Below are 21766 nucleotides of genomic sequence, written 5' to 3'. Positions count from 1 at the left end.
CCTCGCTGAGGAATTTTCTGGCAGACTGCTGCCGCCCTACCCTGGGCAGCGGCCAATCGCCCTAATCGTCATCCTGTGCCAGACGCTGAACGCGGGGAGACAACTCCCGCAGCGCGCGCCGATATACCTCTCGTTTAAAAGGCACTACCTGCCCTAGCGGGTACCAGTAGCTCACCCAACGCCACCCATCAAACTCGGGGGTTGGGGTTGCCGTCATACAAATCTGGCTTTCCTGGCAACGGATTTTAAGTAAAAACCACTTCTGCTTCTGGCCTATACAGACCGGACGCGAATGTGTGCGAATCATACGTCGTGGCAGACGGTAGCGTAGCCAGCCCCGGGTGCAGGCAACAATATCAACATCGTCGGCGGTTAGGCCGATCTCTTCGTAAAGTTCACGAAAAAGTGCTTGTTGTGGCGTCTCGCTTGCATTGATGCCCCCCTGGGGAAATTGCCACGCATTTTGTCCTACCCGACGCGCCCAAAGCAGCTGCCCCTGGCTATTGGCAATGATGATGCCAACATTGGGGCGAAAGCCGTCAGCGTCGATCACGGACATCACCTTAATAAATTTTCAGTTGTCCCCATTTTTCCACAAGGGTGACAAGCGTATCAATACAATATAACGCTAAGTGATGAATGGTTGCGTATCAGCATGGAGCGAAGAACGTGCGTTGGTGGGAATGACATGACGACTCTGCGATAATCCGCGTCCGCTATTTGCCTAACTAGCGTCTTTGAGCACTAACGACTGTCTACTATCCACTGACTAAAAAAGGGGAGCGCCGTGAGTCTGGCCATATTCGATTTGGATAATACGCTGCTATCCATCGACAGCGATCATGCCTGGGGCGAGTTTTTACTCGAACAAGGGGCAGTCGACCCGGTTGCCTACCGGGAAGCCAATGAGCGCTTCATGGCTGATTACAACGCGGGCACCCTGGATATGGCTGCTTTTTTGGAGATGGCGCTTAAACCGCTGGCTGATAATTCGCCGGAACAGCTTTCAGCATGGCACCAGCAGTTCATGGCCAGCAAGATCGAACCCAATATTCTGCCCAAAGCCGAAGAGCTTCTGGCACGCCACCGCACCAAAGGCGACACACTGCTGATTATTACCGCCACCAACCGCTTCATTACCGCCCCAATCGCCGAGCGTTTGGGGGTCGATCACTTAATCGCGGTGAACCCGGAGGTCAAAGAGGGCCGCTACACGGGGCGCGTTTCGGGCATTCCCAGCTACCGCGAAGGCAAAGTCACCCGCTTAGAAAAGTGGCTGGAAGATCAAGACCTGACCATGGAGGGCGCGTGGTTCTACAGCGACTCGCACAATGATTTACCGCTGTTAGAAATAGTCGAGCACCCCGTCGCCGTCGACCCCGACGACACCCTGCGCGAAATCGCCAAAGAACGCCAGTGGCGGATTATGAGTTTGCGGGATTGAATCGTGAATCGGAATCGTGAATCGTGAATCGTGAATCGTGAATCGTGAATCGTGAATCGTGAATCGTGAATCGTGAATCGTGAATCGTGAATCGTCAGGAGTATAGGTCTCGTAGCGCGTGGTAACGAGCAAACGAGGCACTTGAGGATAACGGCGGGATGACGCCCAGTGGTACCCCACACCAACCCCGGCACCGCTTCGCGCTGCTTCCGCGGGTGCGCTTCGCTTACCACGCGCTACTAAATCTCGCAGACACATGAGGGTGGGGATTCCAAGGGCATGTGCACATTATGTACATGGCCGTGGCACGTTATCATGCCACCGAAATCGAGTGATTGTCGTAGCGCGTGGTAACGAGAAAGCGAGTTCAGCGAGCGTGTCGAGGCACCCGCGGGAGGCGGCGGAACGACGCCCAAGAGCACCCAGCCAACCCTGCCTGCACGAGCCAACCCCCGGCATCGCTTCGCGCTGCTTTCGCGGGTGCGCTTCGCTTACCACGCGCTACTAAATCTCGCAGACACATGAGGGTGGGGATTCCAAGAGCATGTGCACATTATGCAAATGGCCGTGGTACCCCACACCAACCTCGGCACCGTTTCATGCTGTTAAATCTCACCCAACAAAAAACCCCACAAGCTAAGCTTGCGGGGTTTGGCGTTAACTGGCGCTAGTGTAAAAGCGTCAGCGGGCGCGTTTAGCCGAGCAGGTGCTCGACTGCTGCACGCTCTTCGCGCAGTTCTTTCTCGGTGGCTTTCATCTTCTCTTGGCTGAATTCGTCAATTTCGAAGCCTTGAACGATTTCATACTTGCCACCCTGGCAACGTACCGGGTAGGAGTAGATGATGCCTTCGTCGATGCCGTAGCTGCCGTCAGACGGAATTGCCATGCTGACGATGCCTTTGGAACCCAGCGCCCAGTCGTGCATATGGTCGATGGCGGAAGAGGCAGCAGAAGCGGCAGAAGAAGCGCCACGTGCTTTGATGATCGCCGCGCCGCGCTGCTGCACGGTGGGGATAAAGTCGTTTTCGTACCAATCGCGCTCAACCAGATCGAACGCTGCTTTGCCGTCAACTTTGCACTGAGCCAGATCCGGGTACTGGGTGGCACTGTGGTTGCCCCAGATGATCATGTTTTCAACGTCAGTGACATGCTTACCGGTTTTCTGTGCCAGCTGGGTCAGGGCACGGTTGTGATCCAAACGCGTCATGGCGGTGAACTGACCTGCGTCCAGATCCGGCGCGTTGCAGGAAGCAATCAGCGCGTTGGTGTTGGCCGGGTTACCGACGACCAGCACTTTCACATCACGGCTGGCGTGATCGTTCAATGCTTTACCTTGAACGGAGAAGATCGCTGCGTTGGCTTCCAGCAGGTCTTTACGCTCCATGCCTGGGCCACGCGGACGTGCGCCAACCAGCAAGGCGAAATCAGCGTCTTTGAACGCTACGTTCGGGTCATCGGTGGCAACGATGTCTTGTACCAGCGGGAAGGCACAGTCGTTAACTTCCATTACCACGCCGTTCAGGGCGTCCATTGCCTGGGGAATTTCCAGAAGCTGGAGAATGACAGGCTGATCCGGCCCCAACATGTCGCCAGCGGCGATGCGGAAAATAAGAGAGTAGCTGATCTGACCGGCGCCGCCGGTAATCGCAATACGTACTGGATCTTTCATCATTGCTCCTTGATTGGTTCGCCTAGGGATGGTTCTCGCCTGAGGAGTGGCTTAACAGAACTCAAGACGCAAAGATGGTATGCCCAGCCGGGGAAAAACTCAATCAGACATGAGACTACAACCCATTTACCAACCTTGCTATCCGCTCAATGGCTTGCTACTCGCTGAAAAGGCTGAGTTGCGCTATGGTATCTTCGGCTTTATGGCCTCCTTTCTTGTTTTGCTAAGGACATGGATGCTCCATGCGAAAAATTCCGTTTTCTTATGCCTTGGCTAGCCTACTGGTGCTGGCGCTAGTGATATGGCTCGCTTTTGGTAATTTTCAGCGCTTTCAAACCACGCCCCCAGACGCACCCGCGCGCAGCGAAGCAGGTTCGCGGGTTGAAATTGTCGTGCAGCAGAGCACGCCGTTTATTCCTCAGCAAATCGTCCAGGGCCAACTGACGGCAGAGCGCGAAACCACCCTGCGCGCCAACGTCGCAGGCTTTGTGGCTGAGAAGCCGGTCGCGCAAGGTAGCCGCGTTGCGGCGGGCGATACGCTACTGGTGCTGGATAATGACGCTCTGCCCGAGCAGCTACAGCAGGCCCGGGATGAACTAGCCGTGGCCGAGGCGGAGTATGCCGGGGCTCGCAACCTGCGCCAACGGGAGCTGATTTCCCAGCCCGAATTACTGCGCCTGCAGAGCGCACTAAGCGCCAGCGCTGCTTCCGTGGCGCAACTGCAGAAGCAGTTGGACGACAGCCGACCCACCGCACCTTTCGATGGTGTGCTGAACCGCGTTCAGGTGGAGCTAGGCGACCTGCTGCAGCCCGGTGAAGAGTGGGGCCAGTTGGTCGATGACCGCCGTTTGAAAGGTGCCGCCTGGGTTTCTCAGCAGCAGGTAGGCGATTTAAGCGAGGGGTTACCGGTGACCGCGCGGCTACTCAATGGCGACCACCTCGAAGGTGAGCTGACCTTTGTTAGTCACCGCGCTGAAGAGGCCACTCGCAGCTTTTATATCGAAGCCACGCTGGATAACCCGGCCGGTAAACGCTTGGCAGGCGGCAGTGCGGAGCTGACCATTACGCTGCCACCCCGCCAGGTGCATACCCTTTCGCCTGCGCTGCTGAGTTTGAATAGCGAAGGCCAACTGGCGGTCAAGCACCTGGATGAGAACGACACAGTACAGCAGACCACCGTGGAGCTGGTGAGTGCCGATACGCAGCACGCCTACGTGACTGGCCTACCCGACCCGCTACGCCTGATCACATTGGGCGCTGGCATGGTAGATATCGGTGAGACAGTGACCCCGGTGCCTGTTGAAGAGGCGATTATTTCACAGCCGGCGGAACAGGATAGCGTTCATGCGCCAGTTGATTAATGCGGCGCTAGCCCACACTCGCACGACATTACTGCTACTGGTGAGTCTTCTATTGGCGGGCATCACTGCCTGGCAGATGATTCCTAAAGAAGCTAACCCCGACGTCACCATTCCGATGATTTATGTCTCGCTGACACTGGAGGGGGTGAGCCCCGAGGATGGCGAACGGCTGCTGATTCGCCCCATGGAGCAGGAACTGCGTGGCATTGAAGGGTTGCGCAAGTTCACCGCCCAATCCAGCGAGGGGCATGGCTCGATTACTCTGGAATTCGACCCCGGCTTTGATCCCGACACCGCGCTAACCGATGTACGTGACCGGGTGGATATTGCCCGCAGCGAACTACCTTCCGAGGCCGATGAGCCGCGGGTGATGGAGGTCAACGTCTCGGAGTTTCCGGTGTTGACCATTGGCCTCTCCGGGCAGTTGGATACCCGTGAGCGCATGACGATTGCCCGACGCTTGCAGGAGGAGATCGAAGGTATTGCCGATGTGCTGGAAGTCGATATTGCCGGTGAGCGGGAAGACTTGCTGGAGATCGTCGTTGATCCTTTGGTACTGGAGAGCTACGGCGTCGATTTTGACACGCTATTTAATCAGGTATCGCGCAATAACCGCTTGGTGGCAGCGGGCAGTTTGGATACCGGCGCGGGGCGCCTGGCGCTGAAAGTCCCCGGTATTATCGAGTCCCTTGACGATGTTATGAATATGCCGGTCAAGGTCGATGAGGATCGTGTGGTCACCTTTGGCGATGTGGCCTGGATCAACCCTACCTATAAAGACCCCGAAGGCTTTGCCCGCATCGATGGCCAACCAGCGGTGGTGCTGGAAGTTTCCAAACGCGCCGGGGCGAATATCATCGCCACCATTGGCGCGGTGCGTGACCGCTTAGCCGATGCAGATGACTTACTTCCCGAGCAGTTGCGTTTCACCACTATTCTGGATGAGTCGACCACCGTTAAGAACATGCTCTCCGAGCTGCTCAATAACGTACTGACCGCCGTTGTGCTAGTGCTGATTGTAGTGGTCGCGGTGATGGGCTGGCGCATGGCGCTGCTGGTGGGGCTTACCATTCCCGGTGCCTTCTTAACCGGTATTCTGCTGGTATGGGCGTTTGGTTTTACGCTCAATATCGTGGTGCTGTTTGCACTGATTCTGGTGGCGGGCATGCTGGTGGATGGCGCTATCGTGGTCAGCGAGCTTGCCGACCGCCATCTGCGCGATGGCCAAACGCCTCATCAGGCGTGGCTCAACGCTGCTTCAAGAATGAGCTGGCCGGTGATTGCCTCTACGGCCACTACGTTGGCGGTCTTTATTCCCCTGCTGTTCTGGCCCGGCGTGGTCGGTCAGTTTATGAAGTACCTGCCAGCCACGGTAATTTTGTGCCTGCTGGCATCGCTGGCCATGGCGTTGGTGTTCTTACCTACTCTTGGGCGCCTGTTTACGCGTACCACCGCAACGACGACAGACGCTACCCCTGATGAGGCGACGACTTCCTTTGGGCGTGGCTATCGCCACCTGCTGGCAAGGCTACTTATGCACCCTGCCTGGGTACTGCTGGTGACCGTATTGTTAATGGCGCTGCTGTATACCGGCTATGCGCGCTTTAACCACGGTGTCGACTTCTTCCCAGCCGTAGAGCCTGACAGCGCCCAGGTGTTGGTGCGCGCACGAGGCGACTTTTCCGCCGTGGAGACCGACGCCATTGTGCAACGGGTGGAAGCCAAACTATCCGGCATGAGTGAAGTGCGAGCGTTGTATGCACGCTCCTTTGCAGTGCCTAACCAGCAAATGGGCAACGACGTGATTGGCATGCTGCAGTTCCAGTTTATCGACTGGCATGAACGTCGCCCTGCCCAGGCCATTTTGGACGACATGGCCGAGCGCGCCGGAGATATTCCCGGCATTACGCTGGAGTTTCAGGAGCAGGAGATGGGCCCCGGCGGCGGTAAGCCAATCGTGCTTGAGGTCAGCGCCACGAATCCCGACGTCGCCGATGCAGGCGTTAACCAGATAACCCAACTAATGCGCGAGCTGAGTGGCTTTACCGACATTGAGGATAACCGCAGCCTTCCGGGCGTGGAGTGGCAGGTTAACGTGGATCGCGAAGCGGCGGCGCGCATGGGTACCGATGTAACGACCATTGGAAGCGCGGTGCAACTGCTGACGACCGGCCTTCAGGTGGCTAGCTATCGCCCGCCGGAAGTCAGCGATGAAGTAGATATCCGCGTGCGTCTGCCGCAAAACTGGCGTTCGCTGGATCAGCTTGAGCGCTTGACCATCAACACTCAGCGGGGCCAAGTGCCGATCTCGAATTTTGTGACTCTGGAACCGGCGCCGAAGGTCGGTACCCTTAATCGCATCAATGGTCGCCGGGCGATTACCATTGAGGCTGACTTAGCACCGGGCTATCTCGCTGATGAGCGCCTAACTGCCCTGCTAGCCGCAAGCAGCGTCAGTTTGCCTGATGGCCTGATGGTCAACGTGGCGGGTGAGCAGGAGGACCAGCAGGAGTCGATGCAGTTCTTAGCCAGTGCCTTCTTGATTGCTATCGGTTTGATGGCGCTGATTCTGGTCACCCAGTTCAATAGCTTTTATCAAGCGGGGTTGGTGCTCTCGGCGATTGTGTTCTCCACCGCGGGGGTGCTCATGGGCCTACTGATTACCGGCCAGGCGTTTGGCATTGTCATGGTGGGGATGGGCGTGATTGCTCTGGCGGGTATCGTGGTCAATAACAACATTGTTTTGATCGATACCTACAACGAACTGCGCGGCCAGGGTATGACACCCGGCGAAGCCGCCCTTGAAGCGGGCTGTTTACGCCTACGCCCTGTGCTGTTAACGGCGATTACCACGGTATTGGGGCTCATGCCGATGGTGCTGGGGATCAATGTAGACCTGTTCACCCCTGCCCTGGGCTTTAATGCGCCCTCCGCCCAGTGGTGGACGCAGATGTCGAGCGCCATAGCCGGCGGCCTCACCTTCGCCACCGCGCTAACACTGCTGCTTACGCCGTGTATGTTGGTGATTGGGGGTAAGCTTCGTCGTAGGGGGTGAATGGTGAATGGTGAATGGTGAATGGTGAATGGTGAATGGTGAATGGTGAATGGTGAATGGTGAATCGATTATAAGGTATTGGGCACCCACCGCGTTATGCGCACGCGTGATTTAGTAGCGCGGCGTAAGCGTTAGCGCACCCGCGAAAGCAGCGCGCAGCGGTGCCGGGGTTGAAGCGGGATTACCATGGAGCAAAAGCGCCGCATAGCGGCGCCTGTCTAATGGAAGGTCTTACTTAAGCGGGGGCTTTGGTGTGCTGCGGGCTGTGTGCGGCGTGTAAGCGCGCGATCAATTGGTCTTCCAGCGCGAAGCGTTCGGTAAGGCCACGGGCTAAGCGGTCGATCCAGGCAGGTAGGCGGGCGATGTTTTGCTCGCAGCTAAGCGTGGAGCCAAAATCGGTATCGAACTCCAACACCATCTCGGTGGACATTTCTAAACGCTCAAGCAACTTCTCCGCGATAACGAGCGCGCCCTCGTCGCTAAAGGCCCGTGCCTCTTCCGAGAGCTGGGGGTAAATCTCAAAATGACCTGCGCTGATGTAATCCATTAGCTTTTCACTGAACGTGTCAATAGGCGCTTTGCTAACTGCTTCCAGCTCAGCATCACACGCTTCTTTCAGTTCGATAAAGCTAATTAATAGCTGACGGCGCTGATCCAGCCAGCGGTCAATCAGGGTATGCACGCCTCCCCAGCGCTCCAGGGCATTTTTGCAATCTTCGAGCATGGGGCTTTCTCCTTAAAGTCACCTTATAACTGCTATTAATAACTACTATCAAACGCTCAGAACAAATAATAGGCTTAGAGTCGCGCCTCCCACTACCTCTGTCAATCCCAGCAAGTACGGTTTCCATGGTACTAAAAGTTCACTGCCCATAACGCTTTCTTCTATGGCTGATAACCAGCGCTCTCAAGCGGCAGCCCCTGCCATATTCCTGCGTCTATTTATGCTCTCATCTTCCGGCCACCATTGCGAGCACAGCCGCATGAGGGCTTTAAACGCTCGCACGCCTACTCACAGAAAAATACTTTAAGCTTAAAAATTTTATACTTGAATTTTATAGAGCCCTCTCCTATCTTCAGGAAAGAGAGTGTTTTCCGTGGAGAATAAAAATGAGAATCGCCTGCCTGGGTGGAGGGCCTGCTGGCCTCTATTTCGCTATCAGCATGAAGCTACACGATCCCTCCCATGAGATCGTGGTGATTGAGCGCAACCGTGCAGACGACACCTTCGGCTGGGGCGTGGTGCTGTCAGACGAAACCCTCGACACCCTGGCGGCCAACGACCCGGTCAGTGCAGAGCGCATTCGTGAGCATTTCGCCTATTGGGACGACATTGCGGTCGTTCATAAAGGCGCCAAAACCGTCTCTACAGGCCATGGATTTTGTGGCATTGGCCGCCGCCAACTGCTAATTCTGCTACAGGAACGCGCTCGCGAGCTCGGCGTGGAGATGCGCTTTGAAACCGATATTACAGAAGCCTCCATTGAGCAGTACCGGCGTGAGTATGACTTGGTCTTGGCCGCCGATGGCCTTAATTCTCTCACCCGCCAAACCTACGCCGATCACTTCAAGCCCGACATTGATGTACGAGCGTGCAAGTTCGTTTGGCTGGGTACCCATCAAACCTTCAACGATGCTTTCACCTTTATTTTCGAGAAGACCGAGCATGGCTGGGTGTGGGCCCACGCTTATCAGTTTGATAGGGATACGGCGACCTTTATTGTCGAGTGCAGTGAGGCCACTTGGCAGGCGTTTGGCTTTGGCGAAATGAACCAGCAGGAGTCGATTGCAGTCTGCGAGCGCATCTTTGCCAAGCATCTCGACGGCCACGCGCTGATGACCAATGCTAACCATATACGCGGCTCCGCCTGGATCAATTTTCCACGGGTACTCTGCGAACGCTGGAGCTATGAGAACGTAGTTTTGATGGGTGACGCCGCCGCCACCGCACACTTTTCAATTGGCTCCGGCTCCAAGCTCGCGCTGGAGAGTGCCATTGCACTGGCTAATTACTTGCACAGCGAAAGCAGCATGGCAGCTGCCGTTGCTCGCTATGAAGAGGATCGCCGCTTCGAAGTGCTGCGCCTACAGTCAGCCGCGCGCAACTCCACCGAGTGGTTTGAGCAGGTGGAGCGCTACCTGGATCTCGACCCGGTGCAGTTCAACTACTCGCTATTGACCCGCTCCCAGCGCATCAGTCACGAAAACCTGCGGGTACGCGACCCACAGTGGCTAGAAAGTGCAGAGCGCTGGTTCCAAACCGAGGCAGGCAACTCTGGCAGCGCCCGTGCACCGATGTTTGCGCCTTATCAACTACGCGATATGACGCTGGTTAATCGCGTGGTGGTCTCTCCCATGGCCCAGTATAAAGCCGTCGATGGCTGCCCTACCGATTGGCACTTTAGCCACTATGCCGAGCGCGCCAAGGGTGGCGCAGGCCTGGTATATACCGAGATGACCTGCGTCAGCCCCACAGGGCGAATTACCCCAGGGTGCCCAGGTTTATACGCCCCGGAGCACGAAGCAGCGTGGAAGCGCCTTTGTGATTTCGTACACGCCGAAACCAAGGCCAAGTTGTGCGCTCAAATCGGCCATTCAGGAGCAAAAGGTTCTACCCAGTTGGGCTGGCAAGAGATGGATGCCCCGCTTGCGAATGGCAATTGGCCAATATTGGCAGCTTCAGCACAGCCCTGGTCAGCGCGTAACCAAGTGCCCAAGGCAATGGATCGCGATGATATGGATCGGGTGCGCGATGAGTTTGTCAGTGCGGCGCAGATGGCCGATCGCGCGGGTTTTGACATGATCGAGGTCCACGCCGCCCACGGCTACCTGCTCTCTTCGTTTATCACGCCATTAACCAACCATCGTGACGATGAGTACGGAGGCTCGCTGGATAACCGGCTGCGCTACCCGCTTGAAGTGATCAACGCCGTGCGCCGCGTTTGGCCTGCCCATAAGCCGCTTTCGGTGCGTATTTCTGCCAACGACTGGTGCGGCGATGAAGGCATCACCCCAGACGATGCGGTGGAGATCGCCAAACGGTTGCGCGATGCGGAGGTGGATATTGTCGATGTCTCTGCCGGACAAACCTCGACCCAGGCCAAACCGGTCTATGGGCGTATGTTCCAAACGCCCTTCTCTGACCGGATTCGTAACGAGACGCCTATCGCCACCATGTCGGTGGGCAATATCTATCAGGCCGACCATGTGAACTCGATCCTGATGGCCGGACGCGCCGACTTAGTCTGTATCGCCCGCCCTCATCTCGCCGATCCTTACTGGCTGCTGCACGTTGCTGCGGGGTTGGGTGATAGTGAGGTGGAGTGGCCAGCACCCTACCGGGCAGGGGCCGATCAGCTACAGCGCTTGGCTGAACGTGGCGAGGGTTGGGTATGAGCCAATCCGAAAGAAACTCGGCAGCGAACAGCCTGGCAGGCAAGCGGGCGGTGATTACCGGCGGCGGCAGCGGTATCGGTGCCGATATGGCCCTGGCCTTTGCCCAGGCGGGCGCCGAGGTCACGATTACCGGCCGCCGCGAGGCAGCCCTTCAAGCCGTTGCCGAGCAGCATGATGGCATTCGTACCGCCGTGGTCGATGTCACCGACGAAGCCGCCATGGTGGCGCTCTTCGAGAAGATCGGCAATGTGGATATCGTTATTGCCAACGCTGGGGCGGCAGAGAGCGCGCCGTTCGCCAAGACCTCTTTCGAGCAGTGGCAACGTATGTTGAATGTAAACCTTAGCGGAGTGTTTCTGACCCTGCGTGAGGGTTTGAAGCAGTTGAACGACGGCGGGCGCCTTATCGCCGTTGCCTCCACCGCGGGCCTGAAAGGTTACGCCTATGTGGGTGCTTACTGCGCGGCAAAGCATGGCGTAGTGGGGTTGGTGCGTTCTCTGGCTACTGAAACCGCCACTCGCGATATGACCGTTAATGCGCTCTGCCCAGGTTTTACCGACACGCCGTTACTGGCCGCCAGCGTGGAGAATATTGTGACCAAAACAGGCCAATCCGCCGAACAGGCCACCGCGCATTTTCAATCTACCAACCCTACAGGGCGATTAGTCACTCCTGCAGAGGTCACCGCGACGGCTCTATGGCTATGCGGGCCTAACAGTGGCGCAATCAACGGCCAGGCGATTTCCATCTCAGGGGGTGAAGTATGACGGCAGAAAGCTTAAGCAAGGAGCGCCTGCGCTTATGGCTGCGCATGCTGCGGGTTACCCGTCAGGTGGAGTCCGAGCTGCGCGAACGGCTGCGAACCGAGCACGACTCTACACTGCCGCGTTTTGATGTGATGGCCGCGCTATATGCCGCTGAGGAGGGCCTGAAAATGAACGAGCTCTCCAAGCGGCTGCGGGTTTCCAACGGCAACGTCACCGGCATTATTGACCGCTTGGTGGAGGATGGCGCCGTGGAACGTATTGCTATTGAGGGCGACCGGCGCGCCACGCGGGTCTGCCTGACCAGCGCTGGCCGCGAAAGCTTCAGGGCCATGGCCGTTGAGCATGAACGCTGGATCAATGCGCTATTTGAGGGTGTGACTGAAGAGGACGCCCACCACATAGGCGAGTTGCTGCATCGTTTACCGACTGCTCCTCACGATGCCTCCTTATCTTAACGACGGCGACTCCGATTAATCACTGACAGGCGAGAACAACAATATGAAGAGCATGGCTGACCTGGCCCCCGAACACTTTATCTGGGAAATGAGAGGTGGTGTCGCCGTTATCCGGTTGAATCGCCCAGAGCGCAAGAACCCGCTGACATTCGAGAGCTACGCCGAGCTGCGCGATACCTTCCGTGACTTGGCCTATGCATCCGATGTGCATGCCGTGGTGTTTACCTCCAACGGCGAGAACTTCTGCTCCGGCGGCGACGTACATGAAATCATCGGCCCCCTAGTGGGCAAGGATATGAAGGGGCTGCTCGAGTTCACCCGCATGACCGGGGATCTGGTCAAGGCCATGCTGAACTGCGGCAAACCGATCATTGCCGCCGTCGACGGCATCTGCGTTGGCGCAGGGGCGATTATTGCCATGTCCTCGGATATTCGTTTTGCCACCCCCCGCGCCAGCACGGCGTTTCTGTTTACCCGGGTGGGACTGGCGGGCTGTGACATGGGCGCCTGCGCAATTCTACCGCGCATTATCGGCCAGGGCCGCGCCGCCGACCTGCTCTACAGCGGCCGTAGCATGAGTGCCGAGGAAGGCCTCCAGTGGGGCTTTTACAACCGAGTGGTCGAACCAGACTCCCTGGAAGAAGACGCCATTGCTTACGCCACCCGCCTGGCTCAGGGCCCCACCTTCGGCCACAGCATTACCAAAACCCAGCTAAACCAGGAATGGTCGATGAGCCTGGAGCAGGCCATCGAATCGGAAGCCCAGGCCCAGGCGATCTGCATGCAGACCAACGATTTCGAGCGCGCCTACCACGCCTTCGTAGCCAAGCAAAAACCTGAGTTCAAGGGGGACTGATGAGCGACAAGAGCTTTCTAGCGTGGCCCTTTTTCGAGGCCAGACACCGCGAACTTTCCGAGCAGCTCGAAGCGTGGTGCCGCACTGAACTACCCCGCGACCACAGCGATGTGGATGCGACCTGCATTCAACTGGTACGCGATTTAGGCAAAGCTGGGTTTCTGGAAGGCACTGCGGGCGAGCATATCGATGTGCGCAGCCTGTGCCTAATCCGTGAAACCCTGGCCCGCCATGATGGCCTGGCCGATTTTTCGTTTGCCATGCAGGGGCTGGGAACCGGTGCGATCAGCCTATATGGCAGCGATGAACAGAAGCAGTGGCTGGACAGAACCCGGCGTGGTGAAGCCATTTCCGCCTTTGCCCTTAGCGAGCCACGTTCGGGCTCCGATGTTGCCCAGCTGGATGCCACGGCCAAGCGCGACGGCGACAGCTACCGTTTGAATGGCGAAAAGACCTGGATCTCTAACGGCGGCATTGCCGATATCTATACGGTGTTCGCCCGCACCGGCGAAGGCCCTGGCGCAAAAGGGCTTTCGGCCTTTTTAGTGCCTGCCGACACGCCAGGATTGGAAATTCGTGAGCGCCTGGAGTCGGTAGCGCCTCACCCACTGGCACGGCTAGGCTTCAACGATATGGTGCTGCCTGCTAGCGCCTTGATCGGCAAGCCAGGGCAAGGCTTTCGGATCGCCATGTCGGTGCTGGACGTTTTCCGCTCCACGGTTGGCGCGGCAGCCCTGGGCTTCGCCCGCCGGGCACTGGAAGAGTCGCTCTCCCGCAGCCGCTCCCGGGAGCTGTTTGGCGCCACCCTCTCCGACTTACAGATGGTGCAGGGCCACTTGGCTGATATGGCGCTAAACGTGGATGCCTCCGCCCTGCTGGTTTACCGCGCTGCCTGGACGAAAGATCAAGGTGCTGAGCGGGTGACCCGTGAAGCGGCAATGGCCAAGCTATTTGCCACCGACCAGGCCCAGCAGGTGATTGACCAGGCAGTACAGCTTCACGGCGGCGACGGCGTTCGCAAAGGCCATATTATCGAAAGCCTCTACCGGGAAATCCGCGCGCTGCGTATTTATGAAGGTGCCTCAGATGTACAAAAAGTAGTCATCGCCCGCAGCATCCTCGCGGAAGAGTAAACAGCAAAAAACCGTACAGCAGTTTTCAACAACAATAAAACACAACGCCAGACACCGTATCCCTGCCCCAGGGCCATCACAGTTGGAAATGACGTCTTTGAATATCTCCGTTAACGGGAGAAGAGAGCAGGTTGAAGCGAGGGTCTTTTGACAGGGATGTCAAAAGTAGCGCCCAAGGAAGGGTTCACAGCGCCCTCGCGGAAGCCTGCTCTCGAGACCAAAGAGGTGCAGACCACCATCTGAGAAGGATCTGATTCCTATATGGCTTGGGCAGGAATAAACAACGACACCAAATACGGAGGTTGGTCATGTACATCCAGTCGGCCCATGCTGATACTTTTGCGCGGGATAACCTGCCACCCACTGATTGTCAGCCTGAGTTCCTGCTCGCGGGCTACAATTATCCTCAACGACTTAACGCGGGCGTTGAGCTCTGCGATCGACTGCTCGACCAGGGTCACGGTGAACGGATTGCCTTAGCGGGCAATGGCCGTCGTCGCACCTATCAAGAGCTCACTGAGTGGACCAACCGCCTTGCCCACGTGCTGGTCGAAGACCTGGGCGTGGTTCCCGGCCAGCGGGTATTGATCCGTTCCGCCAACAACCCGGCCATGGTGGCCTGTTGGCTGGCCGCCACCAAGGCGGGGGCCGTGGTGGTCAACACCATGCCGATGTTACGCACCAAAGAGCTATGCCAGGTAATCGATAAAGCGGAAATCAGCCTCGCCCTGTGCGATACCCGTCTGCTCGATGAACTGGTTGAGTGCCAACAGCACAGCCCGGTGCTCAAACGTGTGGTTGGCTTTGATGGCACGGCTAACCACGACGCCGAGCTTGACCGTTTAGCGCTGGGCAAACCCGCCACCTTTGAAGCGGTGGATACCGCCGCCGACGATGTGGCGCTGCTGGGGTTTACCTCTGGCACTACCGGCTCACCCAAAGCCACCATGCACTTTCACCGCGACCTGCTGGTCATTGCCGACGGCTACGCCAAGGAAGTCCTACAGGTAACGCCGGAGGACGTGTTCGTCGGTTCGCCGCCTCTGGCATTTACCTTTGGCCTGGGCGGGCTGGCCATTTTCCCGCTGCGCTTCGGCGCCACCGCCGTGCTACTCGAACACGCCTCCCCGCCCAATATGATGGACATTATCCGCGAGTATCAGGCCACGGTGGTCTTCACCGCACCAACAGCCTACCGGGCGATGCTCTCAGCACCTACTCGCCATGAGGATTTGAGCAGCCTGCGCGTGGCGGTTTCCGCTGGCGAAACCCTGCCAGCACCGATTTATCATGACTGGATCAAGCAAACCGGCACACCGATTCTCGACGGCATCGGCGCAACTGAAATGCTGCATATCTTTATCTCTAATCACCTGAATGACCATCGCCCCAGCTGCACCGGCAAACCGGTGACCGGTTACGAGGCACGAATCGTTGATGACGAGATGAATGATGTCCCTCGCGGCACGGTCGGCAAACTGGCCGTGCGCGGCCCTACCGGCTGCCGCTACCTGGCCGACAAGCGCCAGCAAAAGTATGTAAAGGCGGGCTGGAATATCACCGGTGATGCGTTTTACCAGGACGAGGAGGGCTACTTCCACTTCGCCGCTCGCAACGACGATATGATCGTCTCGGCGGGCTATAACATCGCAGGCCCCGAGGTGGAAGCAGCCCTGCTGGCCCACCCCGCCGTGAAAGAGTGCGCGGTGATCGGAGCGCCAAGCCAAGAGCGTGGCCAAATTGTCGAGGCTTTTGTTGTTCTAAACGATGGTTTTCAGCAAGATGAAGAATGTCAGCAAATGTTGCAGGACTTCGTGAAGAAGACCATCGCGCCGTATAAGTACCCTCGCTCCATACGATTTATCGAGGCACTACCTAAAACATCCACGGGTAAGGTTCAGCGCTTTCGGCTGAGCCAGGAACATTACCCGAGTGCTGGCTCTCCTGGCATCAATGTGAATAGCACTAACATCAATAGCACCAACACCAACGCATGACCCTCTAAGTAATAAACGATTAAAAAATGAGGAATGATCCATGAAAATGATATCCCGCTTTGGCCTTGGCTTACTGCTCTCCTCCAGCCTGGTAACCACTGCTCACGCTGATGACGTTAAAATTGGCATGATTACCACCCTCTCAGGCGGCGGTTCGCACCTGGGCGTGGACGTTCGCGATGGCTTCATGCTGGCGCTTGAGCAGTCGGGCCGCGACGACGTGGAAGTGCTGATTCAGGATGATGCGAGACGCCCCGACCTGGCGCGTACGCTGGCCAATGAGTTTATGCAGCGTGATGAGGTCGATATTCTTACCGGCATTATCTGGTCAAACTTGGCAATGGCGGTCGTTCCTTCGGTGGTACGCCAGGGCACCTTCTACCTGTCACCTAATGCCGGGCCCTCGGATTTGGCAGGACGCATGTGCCACGAGAACTACTTCAACGTGGCGTATCAGAACGACAACCTGCACGGCGCCATGGGCGCGTATATGCGCGAAGAGGGGTATGAGCGCCCGATCATCATGGCGCCCAACTACCCTGCTGGCACCGATGCGCTGGCAGGCTTCAAATATCTTTACGAGGGTGAGGTCGTTGGCGAGCTTTACACCCAAATGGGCCAGACCGACTACGCGGCTGAAATTGCCCAGATTCGCGATAGCGATGCCGACAGCTTGTTCTTCTTCTTACCCGGCGGTATGGGCATCTCGTTTATGAAGCAGTGGGAAAGCTCCGGTGTCGATATGCCGATCTTTGGCGCCGCCTTCTCGTTTGATGAAATCTTAATCAAAGCGGTAGGTAGTGCGGCGATTGGCGCACGCAACACCTCGCTATGGGCATATGACCTGGAAAACGAGGCCAACGATCGCTTTGTTGAGGGCTTCCGGGAAGCCTATGACCGCACGCCAACGTTGTACGCGGCACAAGGTTACGACACCGCCAACCTGATTCTTAGCGCGCTTGAAACTGCCCACCCCGATGACAAAGACGCCTTCCGCGAAGCACTGCGGGCCGCTGACTTTGACAGCGTACGCGGTGAGTTCCGCTTCGGCCCGAACCAGCACCCTATCCAGGATATTTACGTGCGCGAAGTCGTGGAGGGTGACGATGGCGAGCCCACCAATCGCCTGATCGGTGTCGCAATCGAAGATATCCAAGACGTCTATTACGAGCAGTGCCAGATGTAAGCTCGCCTCGGCTGGGTGTAGCCGCCCAGCCTTTTCTCTTTACCTGCGCTAAGGATACCCAACGTGTCCGTTACTCTGCTGATAGAGCAATTACTGAACGGCGTGCAGCTCGGCACGATGCTGTTTTTGATGGCCAGCGGCCTCACCTTGGTGTTTGGGGTGATGGGGCTGATCAATCTTGCCCACGGTTCTTTTTATATGGTGGGCGCCTACGCCACGGCAGCGGTGACTGCCTCAACGGGCTCTTTTCTGATTGGACTGGCTGCTGGGATGACCGCGGCAGCCCTGGTAGGTGCACTGGTAGAACTGTTGGTGATACGCCGACTTTACCACCGTCCTCATCTTGATCAGGTATTGGCAACCTTTGCACTAATACTGATTTTTTCGGAGGGCACGCGCTGGATTTTCGGCTCTTCACCGTTATGGTTGAGTCCTCCTTCTTGGCTGACGGGGTTTGTCACCCTGCCAGGTGATACCCGCTACCCCATCTATCGGCTGATGCTGATTGGGGTGGGTATCGCTATTTCGATTGCCCTTTACTTGCTTATCTCGCGAACTCGACTCGGTATGCGCATTCGGGCAGGTGAAAGCGATCGCGAAATGATTGGTGCGCTGGGGGTCAATATTTCAAAACTCTATACCTTGGTGTTTGCCTTAGGGGCGGCGTTAGCGGGTTTAGCCGGCGCTTTAGTAGGCGCATTGCAATCTGTACAGGTGGGTATGGGCGAGCCAGTGCTGATTTTAGCGTTTGTCGTAATCGTCATTGGCGGTATCGGCTCAATTAAAGGCGCGCTACTCGGTGCCCTGCTGGTGGGTATTGTCGACACCTTGGGTCGGGTCTATCTGCCCATCTTCTTTCAAGCGTTTATGCCGCCGTCTGAGGCGACCGGCGTCGGTTCGGCGTTGGCCGCGATGCTGATCTATATCCTCATGGCCGTCATTCTCGCGTTCAAGCCTAAGGGACTGTTCTCTGCCCATGACTAATACCACTTCCTTGTCCAAGAACGCTGCGCTAGCGCCCGAAGCGGATAGACCTTTTGACCGCAAAGGGCTGGTTCAGATGGCCCTGCTCGGGCTACTGCTGTTACTGCCTGTAGCAGCCTATTTCTTGGGCCATATTTATTATGTCAATCTGGCCTCGCGTATCACCATTATTGCCATGGCGGCCGTTGGCCTTAACCTGGCCATTGGCTATGGGGGCATGGTGAGCTTTGGCCACGCGGCCTATTTCGGCTTAGGTGGCTATGTGGCAGGCATCAGTGCTTATCACGCTTTTGATATGACCCCATTTATGACGTGGCCTTTCAGCGTGCCGGGCAGCGACAATTTACTGGTGATATGGCTCGCCGCTATGTTGCTGTGCGGGCTGCTAGCGCTGGTCATCGGCGCTATCTCACTGCGTACCACGGGGGTCTATTTCATTATGATCACCCTCGCCTTTGCGCAGATGATTTACTACTTTGCCAACTCGTGGCCGACCTATGGCGGTGAGGATGGTCTGCCTATTTATATTCGCAACACCCTGCCCCTGTTCAATAACAACATGCTCGATAGCAGCGATGCACTCACCTATTTCCTGATCTGCTTCACCGGGCTTGTGTTAGCGATGGCAATTACCTCACGAATGATGAAATCGCGCTTTGGTGCGGCCTTGACCATGGCACGGCTTAACGATGTACGCCTTGCCACTGCCGGGATCAGCCCCTACCCCATTCGCTTGGTGGCGTTTGTGATTTCTGCCGCGATTACCGGGCTTGCTGGTGCGCTCTATGCGGATCTAAATGGCTTTGTTAGCCCGACAATGCTGAGTTGGCACTTCTCCGGCGAACTGATGGTCATCGTCATTTTAGGCGGCGTGGGGCGTCTTTACGGCCCGTTAGCCGGTGCGGTGCTGTTTGTGATGATGGAAACCTTTCTGGGGGGAGTCACCCAATATTGGCAGCTTTTCCTCGGGTTAGTACTGCTTGGGGTGGTGCTATTTGCCAAACATGGTGTGATGGGTTGGCTGGCCGGGAGGGAACGCAATGAGTGATGTGGTTCTTTCACTACAAAACCTGCATAAGCGCTTTGGCGCACTACAGGCGACCAGCGATGTTTCGTTGGATCTTAGACCCGGGGAGATTCACGCCTTGATTGGCCCCAACGGCGCGGGGAAATCGACCCTGATTGGCCAAATCGCGGGGAATATACGCCCTGATGAAGGGAGTGTTTACTTAGCAGGCAGTGAGATCACGAGCATGAGTATCGCTCAACGGGCGCGCCTGGGCCTGGGGCGTAGCTTTCAGGTCTCCTCGCTGGCGGAGCCGCTATCGGTGATGCGCAATGTGATGATGGGAGTTCAAGCGCTGCAGAGTCACAGTTTTCGGTTCTGGAAGCCCGTTGCTCGCGATCGGCAACTGCTTGAACCAGCCTATGAAGCACTGGCGCGTATGCAGCTTAGTCACCGCGCCTGGACGCCGGTATTTGAACTTTCCCACGGGGAACGCCGCCAGGTTGAGGTGGCTTGCGCTCTGGCGCTCAAACCTCGCGCACTGCTGCTGGACGAACCCATGGCCGGCTTGGGTCCAGAAGGATCGGCAAAGCTGACCGAGCTGCTGGAGGCGCTTAAGCTGGAAGTGCCTATCCTGCTGATCGAGCACGATATGGAGGCGGTATTTCGTCTGGCTGATCGTATCTCTGTGTTGGTATCCGGGAGCGTTATCGCCCATGGGGATAGCCACACTATTAGGCAGGATCCCCGCGTCCGTGAAGCCTACCTGGGGGATTCTGATGCTTAAGGTTGCTGATATTGAAACGTTTTATGGGCCCTCTCAGGCGTTATTTGGCGTTAGCCTTGACGTTAACGCCGGTGAGATGGTCGCCCTAATGGGGCGCAACGGTATGGGTAAAACCACCACCATTCGCTCGATATTCGGTCTGACTCCGGCCAGCCGTGGCACGATTGAGTTTGAATCCCAGAACATACGCCGCTTACCCGCTTTTCGTATCGCTAAAGCGGGGCTTGGCTTGGTACCGGAGGGGCGCCGCTGTTTCCCTAATTTGTCGGTGCGCGAAAACCTATTGGTGACCGCCCGCTCGGGCGAGTGGACACTGGAGAAAGTAGAAACGCTGTTTCCGCGCTTGGAAGAGCGCCGCGCGCAAATGGCCAAGACCCTCTCCGGCGGTGAGCAGCAGATGCTGGCTATTGGCCGGGCGCTGATGACCAACCCGCGTTTGCTGGTGCTGGATGAAGCCACTGAAGGATTGGCGCCGGTGATTCGCCAGGAGATCTGGCGGGCAATTCGGCTGCTCAAGGAGCAAGGTCAAGCTACGCTGCTGGTGGATAAGTCATTAAGCGAAATTCTGCCCATTGCTGACCGCTGCACCATCCTGGAAAAAGGCTGTACGGCGTGGGAGGGCAAACCCGCCGCGCTGGACAGCGCCATTCGTGACCGTTATCTGGGCGTGTAGGGAGGAGAAAACAGTGGCGTTTACTACCCAGCGAAAAGTCCGTTTCCAGCACTGTGATCCGGCGGGTATCGTTTTTTACCCCCGCTATTTCGAGATGATTAACTCCGTGGTGGAGGATTGGTTTGAGGAGGTCGTTCAGCGTGACTTTAACCAACTGCATGTGGAGAGCGGCACCGGGGTTCCCACCGCCGCTATCGACACCCAGTTTCATGCGCCGAGCCGGTTAGGCGAACGACTCACCTTTGAATTAGCGGTTCAAGCCGTTGGGCGTAGCAGCCTTACCCTTCAGATTATCGCTTACTGCGGTGATCAGAAACGTCTAACCAGTCGTTCAACCCTTGTATATGTGGATCTAAATAGCGGTCAGCCAATGCCCTGGACAGAGGCTATGCGCCAGCACTTTACCGTCGAAAACCTATAAGGATAGCCATAATGAGTGACGCCAACTTTCATCAGCTTCTTCACCCTTCGCATTGGAAAGCAGCGGTGGGCTACGCTAACGGCGTGCTGGCTTCAGGCCAGAGTGTGTTTGTAGGTGGGCAGATTGGTTGGAATGCCGATCAGGTATTTGAAAGCGACGATTTTGTCTTTCAAGTTAACCAAGCGCTGCAAAATATCGTGGCGATTTTAAAAGAGGCGAACGCAGGCCCGGAGCATATCGTGCGGTTGACCTGGTATGTGACGGACAAGCAGGAGTATCTGGCGCGGCTTAAGGAGGTGGGCACCGCCTACCGTGAGGTGCTGGGTAAACATTTTCCGGCGATGACGATGGTTCAGGTGGCGGGGCTGGTTGAGGATCAGGCCAAGGTAGAAATCGAAGCGACGGCGGTGATTCCAGCTCATTAAAGATAATCAAAAGTGCCTCTAGTAGAGTACAAAGAGGTGCACCGGATCGAAACAACCTTCCGCGGGGGCGCTGTGAACCCATCCCTGGGCGCTACTTTCGCCATCCATGGCGAAAGACCCCCGCTTCAGGCTGATTTCGATCCTGTATTGA

19 protein-coding genes are annotated in these 21766 nt (G+C 56.9%); 16 read left to right on the top strand and 3 right to left on the bottom strand.

Translation table 11 applies throughout. From position 1 onward, the window contains the following. Window positions 1-61: 61 nt before the first annotated feature. Window positions 62-553 (bottom strand): RNA pyrophosphohydrolase, encoded by a 492-nt coding sequence (gene rppH / locus RO22_RS07240; protein ID WP_022519684.1) that lies wholly within the window; start codon window positions 551-553, stop codon window positions 62-64. A gap of 234 nt (window positions 554-787) precedes the next feature. Between rppH and RO22_RS07235 the strand changes: the two genes are divergently transcribed. Beyond that, a complete protein-coding gene (locus RO22_RS07235) occupies window positions 788-1444 on the top strand; it encodes an HAD family hydrolase (RefSeq protein ID WP_009288657.1) in 657 nt (218 codons plus the stop codon). A 694-nt stretch (window positions 1445-2138) separates the two neighbouring features. On the opposite strand, the gene RO22_RS07230 is transcribed toward RO22_RS07235, so the two are convergent. After that, entirely contained in the window at window positions 2139-3113 is a 975-nt protein-coding gene (locus RO22_RS07230; RefSeq protein ID WP_022519687.1) for a malate dehydrogenase, read from the bottom strand. Window positions 3114-3355: 242 nt separating this feature from the next. Here RO22_RS07230 and RO22_RS07225 point away from each other — a divergent pair, with 242 nt between their 5' ends. Together RO22_RS07225 and RO22_RS07220 are read left to right on the top strand one after the other, a co-directional pair. Continuing rightward, complete coding sequence (locus RO22_RS07225) at window positions 3356-4474, top strand: efflux RND transporter periplasmic adaptor subunit (protein ID WP_041157935.1); 1119 nt, start codon at window positions 3356-3358, stop codon at window positions 4472-4474. Next, window positions 4458-7529, top strand: a complete 3072-nt coding sequence (locus RO22_RS07220) for an efflux RND transporter permease subunit (protein ID WP_041157934.1) — start codon at window positions 4458-4460, stop codon at window positions 7527-7529. Before RO22_RS07225 ends, RO22_RS07220 begins: the two co-directional genes overlap by 17 nt. A gap of 235 nt (window positions 7530-7764) precedes the next feature. On the opposite strand, the gene RO22_RS07215 is transcribed toward RO22_RS07220, so the two are convergent. Continuing rightward, window positions 7765-8253, bottom strand: a complete 489-nt coding sequence (locus tag RO22_RS07215; protein WP_041157933.1) for an Rsd/AlgQ family anti-sigma factor — start codon at window positions 8251-8253, stop codon at window positions 7765-7767. Window positions 8254-8639: 386 nt separating this feature from the next. Between RO22_RS07215 and RO22_RS07210 the strand changes: the two genes are divergently transcribed. The 13 genes from RO22_RS07210 (at window position 8640) to RO22_RS07150 (ending at window position 21615) form a co-directional block, all read left to right on the top strand. Next, a complete protein-coding gene (locus RO22_RS07210; RefSeq protein ID WP_041157932.1) occupies window positions 8640-10925 on the top strand; it encodes a bifunctional salicylyl-CoA 5-hydroxylase/oxidoreductase in 2286 nt (761 codons plus the stop codon). Beyond that, window positions 10922-11692 (top strand): SDR family NAD(P)-dependent oxidoreductase, encoded by a 771-nt coding sequence (locus RO22_RS07205; RefSeq protein ID WP_041157931.1) that lies wholly within the window; start codon window positions 10922-10924, stop codon window positions 11690-11692. The genes RO22_RS07210 and RO22_RS07205 overlap by 4 nt, the downstream gene beginning before the upstream one ends. Beyond that, window positions 11689-12147, top strand: a complete 459-nt coding sequence (locus RO22_RS07200) for a MarR family winged helix-turn-helix transcriptional regulator (RefSeq protein WP_041157930.1) — start codon at window positions 11689-11691, stop codon at window positions 12145-12147. The genes RO22_RS07205 and RO22_RS07200 overlap by 4 nt, the downstream gene beginning before the upstream one ends. A gap of 43 nt (window positions 12148-12190) precedes the next feature. Further along, the gene (locus RO22_RS07195) at window positions 12191-13003 is read left to right on the top strand and encodes an enoyl-CoA hydratase family protein (protein WP_041157929.1); all 813 of its coding nucleotides are present in this window, start codon (window positions 12191-12193) and stop codon (window positions 13001-13003) included. Continuing rightward, window positions 13003-14136, top strand: a complete 1134-nt coding sequence (locus RO22_RS07190; protein ID WP_041157928.1) for an acyl-CoA dehydrogenase family protein — start codon at window positions 13003-13005, stop codon at window positions 14134-14136. The genes RO22_RS07195 and RO22_RS07190 overlap by 1 nt, the downstream gene beginning before the upstream one ends. Before the next feature lie 308 nt (window positions 14137-14444). Further along, window positions 14445-16133 carry a benzoate-CoA ligase family protein gene (locus RO22_RS07185; RefSeq protein WP_041157927.1) on the top strand — a complete coding sequence of 563 codons (1689 nt, stop codon included), beginning with the start codon at window positions 14445-14447 and terminating at the stop codon, window positions 16131-16133. A gap of 40 nt (window positions 16134-16173) precedes the next feature. Continuing rightward, entirely contained in the window at window positions 16174-17319 is a 1146-nt protein-coding gene (locus tag RO22_RS07180; protein WP_041157926.1) for an ABC transporter substrate-binding protein, read from the top strand. A 63-nt stretch (window positions 17320-17382) separates the two neighbouring features. Then, entirely contained in the window at window positions 17383-18303 is a 921-nt protein-coding gene (locus tag RO22_RS07175; RefSeq protein ID WP_009288482.1) for a branched-chain amino acid ABC transporter permease, read from the top strand. Continuing rightward, window positions 18296-19351, top strand: a complete 1056-nt coding sequence (locus RO22_RS07170) for a branched-chain amino acid ABC transporter permease (RefSeq protein ID WP_022519699.1) — start codon at window positions 18296-18298, stop codon at window positions 19349-19351. The genes RO22_RS07175 and RO22_RS07170 overlap by 8 nt, the downstream gene beginning before the upstream one ends. Next, on the top strand, window positions 19344-20096 hold the full coding sequence (locus tag RO22_RS07165) for an ABC transporter ATP-binding protein (RefSeq protein WP_041157925.1): 753 nt from the start codon (window positions 19344-19346) through the stop codon (window positions 20094-20096). The genes RO22_RS07170 and RO22_RS07165 overlap by 8 nt, the downstream gene beginning before the upstream one ends. Further along, on the top strand, window positions 20089-20769 hold the full coding sequence (locus RO22_RS07160; protein ID WP_041157924.1) for an ABC transporter ATP-binding protein: 681 nt from the start codon (window positions 20089-20091) through the stop codon (window positions 20767-20769). Before RO22_RS07165 ends, RO22_RS07160 begins: the two co-directional genes overlap by 8 nt. Before the next feature lie 13 nt (window positions 20770-20782). Next, complete coding sequence (locus tag RO22_RS07155) at window positions 20783-21190, top strand: acyl-CoA thioesterase (RefSeq protein WP_022519702.1); 408 nt, start codon at window positions 20783-20785, stop codon at window positions 21188-21190. An 11-nt stretch (window positions 21191-21201) separates the two neighbouring features. Beyond that, complete coding sequence (locus tag RO22_RS07150) at window positions 21202-21615, top strand: RidA family protein (protein WP_041157923.1); 414 nt, start codon at window positions 21202-21204, stop codon at window positions 21613-21615. Window positions 21616-21766: the final 151 nt, after the last annotated feature.

The sequence above is a fragment of the Halomonas sp. KHS3 genome, from assembly GCF_000830495.1.
In the GTDB taxonomy this organism is placed as follows: domain Bacteria; phylum Pseudomonadota; class Gammaproteobacteria; order Pseudomonadales; family Halomonadaceae; genus Vreelandella; species Vreelandella titanicae.
Note: the sequence above shows the minus strand (reverse complement) of the source record. Positions and strands in the feature narration are given on the sequence as shown.